The 13,602-nt window shown below is 73.7% G+C and carries 10 protein-coding genes and 1 pseudogene; 2 read left to right on the forward strand and 9 right to left on the reverse strand.

The window, feature by feature from the left end; genetic code table 11:
• Positions 1-26: 26 nt before the first annotated feature.
• Both clpB and Ae150APs1_RS15730 read right to left on the reverse strand, forming a co-directional pair.
• Positions 27-2,648, reverse strand: a complete 2,622-nt coding sequence (clpB, locus tag Ae150APs1_RS15725; RefSeq protein WP_010241393.1) for an ATP-dependent chaperone ClpB — start codon at positions 2,646-2,648, stop codon at positions 27-29.
• A 380-nt stretch (positions 2,649-3,028) separates the two neighbouring features.
• A complete protein-coding gene (locus Ae150APs1_RS15730) occupies positions 3,029-3,811 on the reverse strand; it encodes a pyridoxamine 5'-phosphate oxidase family protein (protein WP_075298512.1) in 783 nt (260 codons plus the stop codon).
• Positions 3,812-4,115: 304 nt separating this feature from the next.
• Here Ae150APs1_RS15730 and Ae150APs1_RS15735 point away from each other — a divergent pair, with 304 nt between their 5' ends.
• Positions 4,116-5,288, forward strand: coding sequence for a globin domain-containing protein (locus Ae150APs1_RS15735; protein ID WP_010241398.1), 1,173 nt, complete (start codon positions 4,116-4,118; stop codon positions 5,286-5,288).
• Positions 5,289-5,348: 60 nt separating this feature from the next.
• On the opposite strand, the gene Ae150APs1_RS15740 is transcribed toward Ae150APs1_RS15735, so the two are convergent.
• The 4 genes and pseudogenes from Ae150APs1_RS15740 to Ae150APs1_RS15760 form a co-directional block, all read right to left on the reverse strand.
• Entirely contained in the window at positions 5,349-6,158 is an 810-nt protein-coding gene (locus Ae150APs1_RS15740) for a TauD/TfdA family dioxygenase (protein ID WP_139316933.1), read from the reverse strand.
• 57 nt (positions 6,159-6,215) lie between these two features.
• Positions 6,216-6,527: pseudogene (locus Ae150APs1_RS33620) on the reverse strand (ABC transporter permease subunit); the annotation flags it as partial.
• 543 nt (positions 6,528-7,070) lie between these two features.
• Complete coding sequence (locus Ae150APs1_RS15755; RefSeq protein WP_075298518.1) at positions 7,071-8,012, reverse strand: ABC transporter permease; 942 nt, start codon at positions 8,010-8,012, stop codon at positions 7,071-7,073.
• Positions 8,009-9,568: an ABC transporter substrate-binding protein gene (locus Ae150APs1_RS15760; RefSeq protein WP_075298520.1), complete on the reverse strand. Its 1,560-nt coding sequence runs from the start codon at positions 9,566-9,568 to the stop codon at positions 8,009-8,011. Before Ae150APs1_RS15760 ends, Ae150APs1_RS15755 begins: the two co-directional genes overlap by 4 nt.
• A 158-nt stretch (positions 9,569-9,726) precedes the next feature.
• Here Ae150APs1_RS15760 and Ae150APs1_RS15765 point away from each other — a divergent pair, with 158 nt between their 5' ends.
• On the forward strand, positions 9,727-11,031 hold the full coding sequence (locus tag Ae150APs1_RS15765) for an MFS transporter (RefSeq protein ID WP_249266351.1): 1,305 nt from the start codon (positions 9,727-9,729) through the stop codon (positions 11,029-11,031).
• 54 nt (positions 11,032-11,085) lie between these two features.
• On the opposite strand, the gene Ae150APs1_RS15770 is transcribed toward Ae150APs1_RS15765, so the two are convergent.
• The 3 genes from Ae150APs1_RS15770 to grpE form a co-directional block, all read right to left on the reverse strand.
• Complete coding sequence (locus tag Ae150APs1_RS15770; RefSeq protein ID WP_075302161.1) at positions 11,086-11,472, reverse strand: helix-turn-helix transcriptional regulator; 387 nt, start codon at positions 11,470-11,472, stop codon at positions 11,086-11,088.
• 92 nt (positions 11,473-11,564) lie between these two features.
• Positions 11,565-12,779 carry a molecular chaperone DnaJ gene (gene dnaJ / locus Ae150APs1_RS15775; protein WP_075298526.1) on the reverse strand — a complete coding sequence of 405 codons (1,215 nt, stop codon included), beginning with the start codon at positions 12,777-12,779 and terminating at the stop codon, positions 11,565-11,567.
• 97 nt (positions 12,780-12,876) lie between these two features.
• Positions 12,877-13,599: a nucleotide exchange factor GrpE gene (grpE, locus tag Ae150APs1_RS15780; RefSeq protein ID WP_075298529.1), complete on the reverse strand. Its 723-nt coding sequence runs from the start codon at positions 13,597-13,599 to the stop codon at positions 12,877-12,879.
• Between the last annotated feature and the right edge of the window lie 3 nt (positions 13,600-13,602).

Here is a 13,602-nt window from a genome sequence, read left to right on the forward strand (position 1 = left end):
CCCCGGCCCACGGCCGGGTCCGGGGATCAGTTCGCGATCGCGACCGGGCTCGTCGACCTGCCGACGACCAGCGCACCGGTCCCACCGGACGCCGACGGGTCGAGATCGACCCGCACCGTGTCGCCCTCGCGCACCGATCCGGACAGCAGCTCGCGGGCGAGCTGGTCACCGATCGAGCTCTGCACCAGCCGGCGCAGCGGGCGGGCACCGAAGACCGGGTCGAACCCGTTCATCGCCAGCCACTCGCGGGCCGCGTCGGAGACCTCGAGCGTCAGCCGCCGCTTCGCGAGCCGGTCGCCCAGCACACCGACCTGGATGTCGACGATGTGGGTCAGCTCGTCGGTGGACAGCGCGTGGAAGACCACGACGTCGTCGAGCCGGTTGAGGAACTCGGGCTTGAAGTGCGTCCGGACGACGGCCATGACGGCGTCCTCGCGCGCCTTCTCGTCGAGCGCCTGGTCGGCGATCGCCTGGCTGCCCAGGTTGGACGTCAGCACCAGGATGGTGTTGCGGAAGTCCACCGTGCGGCCCTGGCCGTCGGTGAGCCTGCCGTCGTCGAGCACCTGCAGCAGCGTGTCGAAGACGTCCGGGTGGGCCTTCTCCACCTCGTCGAGCAGCACGACGGTGTACGGCCGTCGCCGCACCGCCTCGGTGAGCTGGCCGCCCTGGTCGTAGCCGACGTAGCCGGGCGGGGCGCCGACCAGGCGGGCCACCGAGTGCTTCTCGGAGTACTCGCTCATGTCGACGCGGACCATCGCGCGCTCGTCGTCGAACAGGAACTCGGCGAGCGCCTTGGCCAGCTCGGTCTTGCCCACACCGGTCGGGCCGAGGAACAGGAACGAGCCGGTCGGCCGGTTCTCGTCGGCGATGCCCGCGCGGGCGCGGCGCACCGCGTCGGAGACGACGCGGACGGCCTCGGCCTGTCCGATCACCCGGCGGCCGAGCTCGTCCTCCATGCGCAGCAGCTTCGCGGTCTCGCCCTCCAGCATCCGGCCGGCCGGGACGCCGGTCCAGGAGCTGACGACGTCGGCCACGTCGTCCGGGCCGACCTCCTCCTTGAGCATGACGTCCTCGTGGGTCTCCACGACCGCCGTCTTCTCGGCCAGCTCCTTCTCCAGCTGCGGGATGCGCCCGTAGCGCAGTTCCGCGGCCCGGCCCAGGTCACCGTCACGCTCGGCGCGGTCGGACTCCCCGCGGAGCTGCTCCAGCTGCTCCTTCAGCTCGCGGGTCGACTCGATGGCGCCACGCTCGTTCTGCCAGCGTGCGGTCAGGGCCGTGAGCTCCTCGCGCTTCTCGGCCAGCTCGGCGCGCAGCGCGACGAGCCGGTCGGCCGAGGCGGCGTCGGACTCCTTCTCCAGCGCCATCTCCTCGATCTCCAGCCGGCGGACCGCCCGCTCCACGGTGTCGATCTCCACCGGTCGCGAGTCGATCTCCATGCGGAGCCGGGACGCGGCCTCGTCGACCAGGTCGATGGCCTTGTCGGGGAGGAACCGGGCGGTGATGTAGCGGTCTGACAGGGTGGAGGCGGCGACCAGGGCGGCGTCGGTGATCCGGACGCCGTGGTGCACCTCGTAGCGCTCCTTGAGCCCGCGCAGGATGCCGATCGTGTCCTCGACGCTCGGCTCGCCGACCAGCACCTGCTGGAACCGGCGCTCCAGCGCGGCGTCCTTCTCGATGTGCTGCCGGTACTCGTCGAGCGTGGTGGCGCCGACCATCCGCAGCTCACCGCGGGCGAGCATCGGCTTGATCATGTTGCCGGCGTCCATCGCGCCCTCGCCGGACGCGCCGGCCCCGACGATCGTGTGCAGCTCGTCGATGAAGGTGATGATCTCGCCGGCCGAGTCGGTGATCTCCTTGAGGACGGCCTTGAGCCGCTCCTCGAACTCGCCGCGGTACTTCGCACCGGCGACCATCGAGCCCAGGTCGAGCGCGACGACCCGCTTGCCCCGCAGGGACTCGGGCACGTCGCCGTCGACGATCCGCTGGGCGAGCCCCTCGACGATGGCGGTCTTGCCGACGCCCGGCTCGCCGATGAGCACCGGGTTGTTCTTGGTGCGGCGCGACAGCACCTGCACCACGCGGCGGATCTCGGTGTCCCGGCCGATGACCGGGTCGAGCCCGCCGTCACGGGCGCGGGCGGTCAGGTCCTGGCCGTACTTCTCCAGCGCCTGGTAGCTGCTCTCCGGGTCCGGGCTGGACACCCGGGCCGACCCGCGGACCCTGCCGAACGCCTCGCGCAGCGCGTCGGGCGTGGCGCCGTAGCGCTGGAGCAGCTGGGCGACCGGGCCGCCGGACTGCGCGAGCCCGACGAGCAGGTGTTCGGTGGAGACGTACTCGTCGCCCATCTCGGTCGCGAGCTGCTGGGCCGCGGTGATCGCGGCGAGCGCGTCCCGGGACAGCTGCGGCGCGCTCACCGAGGATCCCGACGCCGACGGCAGCCGGTTCCCGAGCGCGGTCACGTCCTTGCGCACGGCGCCGGCGTCCGCCCCGACCGCCTCCAGCAGCGGCGCGGCGATGCCGTCGCCCTGGGCGAGCAGCGCGCCGAGCAGGTGGGTCGGCCCGACATCGGGGTTGCCGGCCAGCGTCGCGGCCTGGACGGCTGCGGAGATGGCCTGCTGAGTACGGGTGGTGGGGTTGAAGGAGTCCATGCTCCGCGTTCCTCCTGGTCCTTCTCTGTCGTCTGGTGGTCCGTGGTGGGGAGCGGCACCGCGGACCGCTGTCCGCACAGTCTGCCCGCCGGCGCACCTCTCGACAGTGACAACGGCAGGAAAGTTGAGTCTGTTCCGCTCAGGTCGAAATTTCTCGAACCCTCTGTTCCCCAGGGGCGCGGGGACCGGCTCGGCCGCCACCCCACGGGGCACCGGCGGATCCGACGCGGACCGCGGCCGTCGACATCGGACGGCGGCATGGGAGTACGGCATCGGGGTGCGCGCGCGTCCTCGCCGGACGGCGCGCACGGCTCACGGCCCGGACGCCCTTGCCGGGCGCCGCCCGGGGAGTGCCGGGGAGAGGTGCGGAGTGGCGCCGCTCAGCGGGAGTGCGGACGGCGGCGCAGCGCGCGGGAGGCACCGGCACCCAGGTGCGTGGTGCTCGGGAACCGGCGGCGCGCCGGTCGTGGCACCCGCCGCGGGGTCCCCTTCGCACCGAAGAAGTCGCCGCCCTTGCGGGCCGGGTCGTCGGTCCCCCACGCCCGCCGCTGCGTCACCCGCTCCATCCGCGGGATGTGCTTGCGGCAGTGGATGTAGGCCTCCTCGACCTCCACGACCACCCAGCGCTCGGCGCGGCGGCCGGCCACCTGCTCGCCGCCGTGGCCGGGGAAGGCCGCGCGGAAGGCGGCGTCGTCCATGATCCGGGCGCGGCCGTTGACGTGCAGCCCGATCAGGGACTCGGTGAAGTCCACCATCAGCATCCCGACGTGCGGGTTCTCGACGAGGTTGCCGAGGCTGGCGTAGACGCCGTTCCCGCGGTACTCGGGGTAGGCCAGCGTGAACTCGTCGATCACCTGGACGAAGCCGGGCGGGCCCGCGCGCAGCGAGCTGTCGCACTCCCCGTGGCCGTCGGCGGTGGCGACGAACGCCATCTCCATCCGGCCGATGAACTCCACCATCGTGGGGAGCAGCCGGTCACGGAGCTGGTCGTCGTAGAAGCGGTCGGCGCGGGCGGTGCTGCCGACCTCGTCCTGGAACACGTGCTCGCCCGCCGATCCCGGCCGGTGGGACTCCTCGGGGTGCGGGAGGGTCTCCGGAAGGCTCGCGGGACGTTCCCGGCCGGGGAGCACCGGGGCGGGGGTTCGCAGGGGCACGGACACCACCGTGCCATCCGGAGGGCCCAGGACCAAACGGACGCAGGATGCACACACCGCCCCCGCCACGTCGGCATTCTCCGGCGCGGGCGCTATCCTGACCGTGGCGCCACCCACGCCATGACGAGTGCCCACCGTCCCCGAACGGATGATTCGTGACCATGCGTACCAGCTCGCTGCCACCGAGTGAGCCGGCTGCTGCGCGTCGCACCGGCGGGCGGAGGAACTCGCGTACCCTGACCGGCGGTGCCGGGGCGTCGAGGCCCACCGGCACCGCGGCACGGAGCACGACCGAGGAGAGTGTCCGCCAGGCATGACTGCTGACCAGCTGATCGCCGGCGACGTCGCCCCGCCGCGACGCCCCGCCTCGGAGGCGGACCGGACCGTCGAGCTCATCCGGAACAGTTTCGCCCTCGTCGAGCCCCAGGCCGAGGAGCTCGGCAAGCACTTCTACGCGCGCCTGTTCAGCCGCGCCCCGGAGACGCGGGACCTGTTCCCGGTGAACATGGAGGTGCAGCGCAGCCGCCTGCTGCGCGCCCTCGTCCACGTCGTCCAGATGGTCGACCAGCCGGACGACCTCGTCCCCTTCCTGCAGCAGCTCGGCCGCGACCACCGCAAGTTCGGCGTGCTCTCCCAGCACTACGACGCGGTCGGCGACGCGCTGATCTCGGCGATCGCGACGTACTCCGGCGAGAACTGGACGCCCGACGTCGAGAAGGCCTGGACCGGCGCGTACGGGATCGTCGCCGACGCGATGCAGCAGGCCGCCGCCGCCGAGCGCGGGCCGGCGTCCTGGCTCGGCCGGGTCGTCGACCACCGCCGGATCGGCTGGGACCTGGCCGTCGTCACCGTCGCGACCGAGCAGCAGGTGCCCTATCAGGCCGGGCAGTACGTCTCGGTGGAGACGCCGCACCGCCCTCGGCTCTGGCGCTACCTGTCCCCGGCGAACGCGCCGCGGCACGACGGGACGATCGAGTTCCACGTCCGCGCCGTCGAGAACGGCTGGGTGAGCCGGGCGATCGTCGCGCACAGCCAGATCGGCGAGACCTGGCGGATCGGCCCGCCGATGGGCCGGATGGCCGTCCCGCAGAACACCGAGCGTGAGCTGCTGATGGTCGCCGGTGGCACCGGCGTCGCCCCGATGAAGGCCCTGCTCGACGAGGTGCGGCAGCGGCCGCGGCCGCCGCGCACCCAGGTGTTCGTCGGTGGCCGCACCTGGGACGACCTGTACGACTTCACCTCGCTGCGGAAGCTGTCCTACAGCTTCCCGTGGCTGGACGTGATCCCGGTCGTCGAGCACGAGGACGAGCCGTCCGGCGCCGAGACCGGCACCCTGGCCGACGTCGTGACCCGGTTCGGCGCCTGGAGCGACCACGACGTCCTCGTGTGCGGCTCGCCGGCGATGATCCGCTCGACGGTGTCCCGGATGCTGGTGGCGGGCACGCCGCTGGACCGGATCACCTACGACCCGTTCACGATGGACTGAGCGCCACCACGCACGAGGGCGACGGCCGCCCTCCCGGTGTGGAGGGCGGCCGTCGGTGTCTCAGAAGGCCTCGGTCGTCCTGACCGACAGGACGTGCAGGGTGCGCGAGCCGCTGAAGGCGTCGCGACCGTGCAGGAACCGGTAGTTGTCGAGGATCAGCAGGTCACCGCTGTCCATCCGGAACCGCGGGGCCGCCTCGGACGCCGTCGCGAGCAGGTCGGCGTACTCCTCGATCCGGGCGAGGTGCTCGTCCCACTCGGGGACACGGGGCACCGGGAGCGCGTAGTCGCTGGCCCGCACCGCGCGGCGGCCACCCCGGGTGTACTCGACCATCCTGCGGAGCAGGGGTGTGGCCGGCACCCCGCGCGGCGGGTCCACCCGCGTCCCGAAGAAGTCGGTGTCGGCGCCGGTGACGAACGCGTGCAGCTCCGGGTGGTCGGTGGCCAGCCGGTCGACCAGGGCGTAGCCGTCGACGAGCACCGAGTCCCCGCCGGACGGCGCCGGCGACGTGCAGTGCATCAGCAGGTAGTCCTCGTCGGGGTCGCGCAGGCGCACGGTGCGCCCGTGCACGTCACCCTGGAGGTACGCGCCGTCGTTGTGCAGGCCCAGTGCGGGGGAGTCGGTCCCGCCCTGCGGGCGGATCCCGAACAGCTCGCGCAACCGGCCCCCGAGCACCCGGGCCGCGGTCACGACGAGGCACTCCGGGTCGAGCCCCGCCCCGGGGATCCGCACGACACCGTCTTCGGCGAGCACCTCGCGGGCGTCGTCAACCGAGGCGGTGCGCGGCACCACCCCGGTCTCGTCCACCAGGCACTTCAGCTCGGGCCGGGCCTCGCCCCGCCGCCGTCCGTCCGCTGCCGTCACCGCCACGTCGTGCCTCCTGCCGTTCGTGCGCTCTCGCACAAGTCTGGCAGGAACGGCGCTCTTTCAGAACTGTCCGGAAGGTCCGGTGACGGTCCGTCGCTCGATCTCCCGGCCGATCGCGGTCACGATCAGCGCCGTGCCCACGACGGCCAGCGCGGGGAGGACGACGAGCTGCGGTGCGTTGAACAGGAACTGCCTCCCGTCGGCGAGCATCACCCCCCACTCCGGGGTCGGCGGCTGCGGCCCGAGCCCGAGGAACGACAGTCCGGCCACCGTGAGCAGGATGTTCGCGAACCGCAGGCACAGGTGCGACAGCAGCGGCCGGGTCAGGTTCGGCAGCACGTGCCGGAACGCGATGCGCCCGGGTCCGGCTCCGACGGCGAGCGCCCTCGACGTACTCGCGGCTCCGCTCGCGTACGACGAGCTGGTAGGTCAACCGCGCGAACGGCGTCCACCCGGCGACGACGACCGCCACCAGCAGCGACCACACTCCCGGCGCGCCGCCCGACGCGGCCACGACGATCAGTCCGATCAGGACCGCCGGGATCGCGACGAGCACGTCGACGATCCACTGGAACAGCTGGCCCACCACCCCGCCGGCCCAGGCGGCTACCACCCCGAGGAGCGTGCCGGTCACCGCGCAGACCGCGAGCGCCACCACCGTGAACCCGACCGAGATCCGCGCCCCGACCGCCAGCCGGGCGAGCATGTCCCGGCCGAGCTGGTCGGTCCCCAGCGGATGCTCCGGCGTGGGACCGGAGAACCGCTGCGAGAGGTCGTTGGTCGTCGGGTCGAGCGGCAGCAGCGCGAGTGCGACGAGCACACCCAGGAGCACGATCGCGCCGACCTGCAGCGGCCGGCGCAGGCGCGCCGACCGGCCGCGCCCGACGTACCGGCGTCCGGCCATCACCCCGGCGCTCACCGGACCGCGCTCCGGGCGACCGGGTCCAGCGCGAGCGCGAGCAGCTCGGCTGCGATCCCCGCCACCGAGGCCAGGACGATGATCGCCAGCAGCCCGGCCTGGGTGACCGGGAGGTCCTGCCCGAGCACCGCGTCGTAGAGCAGGCGGCCGACCCCGGGTACGGAGAAGAGCATCTCGACCACGACCGAGCCGCCCAGCAGGCCACCCAGGAACAGCCCGGACATCGAGGCCACCGACGTCAGTGGGAGCCGCCCGCCGTGCCGCCACAGCACGACACGGTCCGGCAGCCCCTTCGCCCGCGCGACCGTCACGTGGGTGCGGCCGAGCACGTCGACGGTCTCGGCGCGCACCAGCTGCGCGGAGAGCGCGGCCGGGAACGCCGCCAGGGTGAGTACCGGCAGCACCGCCTGCGCGGGCGATCCCCAGCCGGTGGCCGGCAACAGGGGGATCACCACGGCGAACACCAGCACGAGCACCGTGCCGAGGACGAACTCGGGCACCGCGACGCCGAGCACCGATCCGGAGGTCAGCATCCGGTCGAAGCGCCCGCCGGGCCGGCGCGCGGCCCGCACGCCGGCCGGGACGCCGACGAGCCCCGCGACGACCAGGGCCGCGACCGTCAGCACCAGCGAGACGCCCAGCGCGGGCCAGAGCGGCCCGGACACCGGGGGCCGGCTGGCGTAGGAGATCCCGAGGTCGCCGCCGAGCAGCGCGCCGAACCAGGCGGTGAACTGGTCCCACCAGCCGCCGTCGAGCGCGTACTCCTCGCGCAGCGCGGCCAGCACCGCCGGATCGGGATCCGCCTCCCCCGTCCGGCTGCGCAGGATGCCCAGCGCGGTGTCCTGACCGGACAGCCGGGGCAGCAGGAACACCAGCACCGCCCCGGCCACGAACACCAGCGGCAGGGCCAGCAGCCGGCGGAGGAGGAGGGTCGTCACTCCGTCTTCGCCAGCCCGGGGACGACGAGGGTCTTCGCGAGCGGGTCGACGGTGTAGCCGGCCACCCGGCTCCCGACGCCGTTGGCACTGGTGTGCACCAGCGGGACGCCGACGGCCTCGTCGTTCAGCTTCGCCGCGGCCTGCCGGAACACGTCCTGGCGGGCGGCCGGATCGGTCACGGTCGCCAGTGGCGCGAGCAGGGCGTCGAACTCCGGCGAGCAGTACCGGTTGATGTTGTACGAGCCCTCGCAGCCGTAGTCACTGGTCAGGGTGGCTCCGGCGTCGGGGACGTCGAGCAGGTAGCTGCGGGAGCCGAGATACATGTCGTAGTTCCCGGCGAGCAGGTCGGGCTCGCGGGCGTCGTAGCCACCGACGCGGATGGTCGCCTCGATGCCGGCCTCGCGCAGCATCTGCTGCACGGCCGTCGCCAGGGTGGGCAGCTCGGCCCGGGTGCTGTAGGTGCCGAGCTCGACGCGCAGCGGGTTGCCCGCGTCGTAGCCGGCCTCGGCGAGCAGCGCGCGGGCGCGGGCCGGGTCGGCGGGCGGCGGGGCCTCCTGCGAACCCCAGGCGACGGCCGGGCCGAACAGCTCGGACGCCGGGATCGCCGACCCCGCGAGGGCCTGCTCACCGAGCGCGGTCCGGTCGATCGCGGCGGTGACGGCCTGCCGCACCCGCACGTCGGCGAACGGCGGACGGGACTGGTTCAGCATCAGCGACGCGGTCCGGGGAGCAGGCACCGTCTCGTTCGTGTACCCGTCGCCGGTGAACTCGAGGGCGCTGGACTCGGGCAGCTCCTGCGCGATGTCGGCGTCGCCGGCCCGCAGGGCGAGCGCCCGCGCGGCGGGGTCGGGTACGAAGTTCGCGGTGACCGTGGCGGCCTGCGGACGCTCACCCCAGTAGGTGTCGTTGCGCTGCAGCGTCACCGACTGGGTGTCGTTCAGCTCGGTGATCGTCATCGGCCCGGTGCCGGTGCCCTGCACCGACGGCGGCGTCGCCCCGTACGCCGACGGGGCGAGGATCGCGGTGTTCGCGCTGCTCAGCCGCAGCGGGAGGATCGGGTCCGGAGCCGTGGTGGTGACCCGGACGGCGGCGCCGCCGTCGGCCGCGGCCTGCAGGCCGGTGCCCTTGACCGCGCGCGGGGGCGCCTCGACGCCGGCGACATGGTTCAGAGCGGTCGCGACGGCCTGCCCGGTGAGCGGCTCGCCGTTCTGGAAGGTCACCCCCGGCCGCAGCTCGAACCGCCAGGTCCGGGCGTCGGACTGCTGTTCCCACGCGGTGGCCAGCGCCGGCCGCGGCTGCCCGTCGGGGCCGGAGGCGACCAGCGACTCGGTCACACCCAGTTGGGAGACCACGAACGCGTCGTCGGTGTCGACGGCGTAACCGGCCGCGGGGGCGAACGCCATCGCCAGTGTGAGCGTGCCGTCCGGGACGACCTGCCCCGTCCCGCCGCCGGGACCACCGCAGGCGGTGAGGATCGCGGTGCTCACGGCGAGCACGGCGGCGACCCGGACGGGCGATCGACGGCGTGGTGGAACGACGGCCGGTTCGGCGGGCATGTCGGGATCGTCCTCTCCGGCGCCTCGACGGGATGTCACCCGGCGCCCGGAAGATCCTCGGAAAGTGTGTGTAGACGGTCAAGCATGTGCATCTGTGCGCATATGTGCCTGTTGCCATCGAGTCGCGATTGCGATCCGTGACCTGATACCACTGGGTGGTGCTCCGCAACACCCGCCGGCGGCCGACCGGGCCCGCACCGGCCGCCCTCCCCGGCCGCGCGCCCCGCTGGGCCGCGTTCCGGGCCCTCCCCCCGGTCGTACAGCTGCTCATCTCGACGCAGTTGGCGTTCAACGTGGGCTTCTACATGGTGCTGCCCTACCTGGCCACGCACCTGGCGGACGATCTCGGGCTGGCCGCAGCGGCCGTCGGGCTCGTGCTGGGGCTGCGGACGTTCAGCCAGCAGGGGCTGTTCGTCGTCGGCGGGGCGCTCACCGACCGCTACGGCGCGAAGCCGGTGGTGCTCGTCGGCTGCGCACTGCGTGTGATCGGCTTCATCCTCCTCGGCGCCGCCGGGACGCTGCCCGCCGTGATCGGCGGTGCCCTCCTCACCGGGTTCGCCGCCGCCCTGTTCTCGCCGGCGGTGGAGTCCTCACTGGCCCGCGCGGGCGGGGAGCTGGAGCGCTCCGGGGAGGGCCCGCCGCGGGCCGAGGTGTTCGCGATGTTCTCCGTCGCCGGTCAGGTCGGGACCGTCACCGGCCCGCTGGTCGGCACGGCGCTGCTGCTGGTCGACTTCCGGACCGCGTGCCTGGTGGCCGCGGCCGGGTTCGTGCTCGTCGGGCTCGCGCACTGGCGGTTGCTGCCGTGGAGCCCCGCCGAGCACGCCGGGCAGCCGATCCTGGCCGGGTGGGGCGAGGTGCTGGGCAACCGCCGATTCATGGTGTTCGCCACCGGCTACTCCGGCTGGCTGCTCTCCTACAACCAGCTCTACCTGGCGCTGCCCGCAGAGCTGGAACGCGTCGACCGCACCGCCGCACTCGGCTTCCTGTTCGTGATGATGTCGGTGCTGGTGATCAGCCTGCAGCTGCGGGTCACCGGCTGGTCCCGACGACGGCTGGGGCCCGGCCGTTCGGTCGTGATCGGCTTCTGCCTGATCGCCACGTCCTTCGCCGTGGTCGCGGTGGCGCGGCTGCTGCCGGGGCTGCCCGGCTGGTGGGCGATCACGCCGGCGGTGGCGATGGTGCTCCTACTGACGGTCGGCGAGATGCTCGCCGTCCCGGTCGCGCAGGACCTGGTGCCCCGGCTGGCCGGGGAACGCCGGCTCGGCGCCCACTTCGGGGTGCTCGCCTCGTTCGGAGGCCTGATGGTGCTGATCGGATCGACCGTCGTCGGCGCGCTGCTCGATCCGTCGGCTCCTGCCGCGGTGCCGTTCGTGGTGCTCGCGGCGATCCCGCTGGCGGGGGCGGCGGTCCTGGGCACGCTCGCGCGCCGCGGAGGGCTGGCACCCGCACCCGTGGCGGCCTGAAACCACCCGCCCGGCACGGTCCGCCGTGCCACGCGACCGCCCGCTCGGACCGGCCTACTGCTCGGGGCGGCCCGGCCGCCACCGGACGACGGCCCGGCGGCCCACCGGGACGAGATCGCGCCGATAGAACCGGTGCACCGCCGCCGTCGCCTGGGCGGCGGCCGCGCGGACGGCGTCGAGCTCGGCGGTGGTCTCCTCGAGCCGCGCGTGCAGCTCGTCGACCAGCTGCTCCAGCTCGATGATCCGCTTGACCCCGGCCAGGTTGACGCCCTCCTCCTGGGAGAGGCGCTGGACCTCGCGGAGCAGGGCGATGTCGCGCTGCGAGTAGCGACGGCCGCCGCCGGAGGCCCGGCCCGGGCTGACGAGCCCGAGCCGGTCGTAGCTGCGCAGGGTCTGGGCGTGCAGGCCGGACAGCTGCGCGGCGACGGAGATGACGAACACCGGGCTGTCGTGCGCGACCGCGTCGGGACCCGTCGCGTCGGACGGGGCGCGGCCGCGGCCGTCGCCGCCCTGGGGCCGTCCGGCCACCGCACTCACCTCCTGGAGCTACCGAGCAGGTCCGCCCGCGGATCGATCGACTTCGTCGCCTCGGCGTACGCCTGCAGCGCGTCCGTCGCCGCCTGGTCCAGCTTCTGCGGCACCGCCACCTCGACGGTCACCAGCAGGTTGCCCTTCTTGCCGTTCTTCCGCTCGACACCGCGACCCGCGACCCGGAAGGTCCGGCCGCTGGAGGTCCCGGCCGGGATCTTCAGCGAGACCGTGCTGTCGAGTGTGGGCACCGTCAGGGTCGCACCCAGGACGAGCTCCTGGAAGGTCACCGGGACGGTGATCGTCAGATCGTCGGCGTTCTTCGGGGACCGCCCGAAGATCCTGTGCGGGGTGACGCTCACCGTCACGTACAGATCGCCTGCCGGTGCCCCGCCGCGGCCGGGCTCGCCCTGGCCCGCGAGCCGGACCTTCTGGCCGTTGTCGACGCCGGCGGGGACCCGCACGGACAGCGAGCGGGTCCGGGTGGACACGCCGTCGCCGCGGCACTCCGGGCACGGGTCGTCGATGATCCGCCCGGTCCCGCGGCAGTCGCGGCACGGCTCGGAGAACGAGAACGCGCCCTGGCTCCGGTTCACCAGGCCGGCGCCACCGCAGGTCACGCAGGTACGCGGGGTGCTGCCCGGACGGGAGCCGGTGCCGCCGCACCGCTCGCACCGGCCGGGCGAGGACAGCTGGATCGGCACGGTCGCGCCCCGGACCGCGTCGTCGAAGGAGATGGTCAGGCTGCTCTCGACGTCCTGGCCGCGGCGGGCACCGGCGGCGCCGAAGCCACCGGCACCGGCCCCACCGCTGTTGCGGGCGGTGCGGCCGAAGATGTCGCTGAAGTCGCCGGAGCCGCCGCCGCCCCGTCCGGCCTGGCCGAACAGGTCGTTGATGTCGATTCCACCGGGTCCGCCGGCACCGCCTGCGCCGCCGCCGGGGAAGCCGCCCCCGCTGCCGAAACCGCCGAAACCGCCGCCGCCCGCGAACATCGCGCGGGTCTCGTCGTACTCCTTGCGCTTGGCCTCGTCCCCGAGGACACCGTAGGCCTCGGACACCGCCTTGAAGCGGGCCTCGGCCTTCTCGTCGCCCGGGTTGGCGTCCGGGTGCAGCTCACGGGCGAGCTTCCGGTACGCCTTCTTGATCTCGTCCTGGGACGCCGTCGAGGAGACGCCCAGCTCGCGGTAGTAGTCCTTCTCGATCCAGTCGCGCTGGGTCACCCCGCCCCCTTCCCGGTCACGCCCGCGGTGCGGTGGAACACGCCCCTCCCGGGGCCCGTCCACCGCACCGCGTGCCGACGTCCACTGTGGTTTCCGGTCAGGCCGGGTTCTCCGGCTCGCCGGTGCCCGGCCCGGCGTCGCCGCCCGCCGGATCCGTGCCGCCCTCGGCGGCCTCGGCCCGGGCCTCCGGGGAGACCTCGGCCTCCGGCCGGTCCTGCACCGTGACCATCGCCGGCCGGAGCACCCGGTCGGAGATCCGGTAGCCGCGGCGCAGCACCGCCGACAGCACGGTGACCGTGGAGCCGGAGCCCTCGGCCGGTTCGTGCTGCACGGCCTCGTGCCGCTGCGGGTCGAACAGCTCGCCCTCGGCCCCGAAGGGCTCCAGGCCGAGCTTGGTGAGCACGCCGCCGACCTTGTCGGCCGCCGACTTGAAGGCCCCGGTCAGGTCCCCGTGCTGCTCGGCGCGCTCGAAGTCGTCGAGCACGGTGAGCAGGTCGGAGACGAACGAGACCTTCGCCGCGAGCTGGGTCTGCTCGCGGTCCCGGTCCGCCCGGCGCCGGTAGTTGGCGTACTCGGCGGTGACCCGCTGCAGGTCCGCGGTGCGCTCGGCGACCTCGGCCGTGAGCTTCTCGACCTCCGGGTCCACCCCGTCGGCCGGACCGGCGACCGGATCCACGATCTGGTCGGTGCCGTCCCCGGCCGGGGCCGCCTGCTCGGCGGCCCCGGTCTCCTGCGGGCGGGCCTCACCGGTCTCCGGGTCCACCTTGCGGCGGTCCCGGAAGGTCACCGGCTCGTCCTGCTGCTTCTCGTCGCCTGCCATGTC

Source organism: Pseudonocardia sp. Ae150A_Ps1 (genome assembly GCF_001932315.1).
In the GTDB taxonomy this organism is placed as follows: domain Bacteria; phylum Actinomycetota; class Actinomycetes; order Mycobacteriales; family Pseudonocardiaceae; genus Pseudonocardia.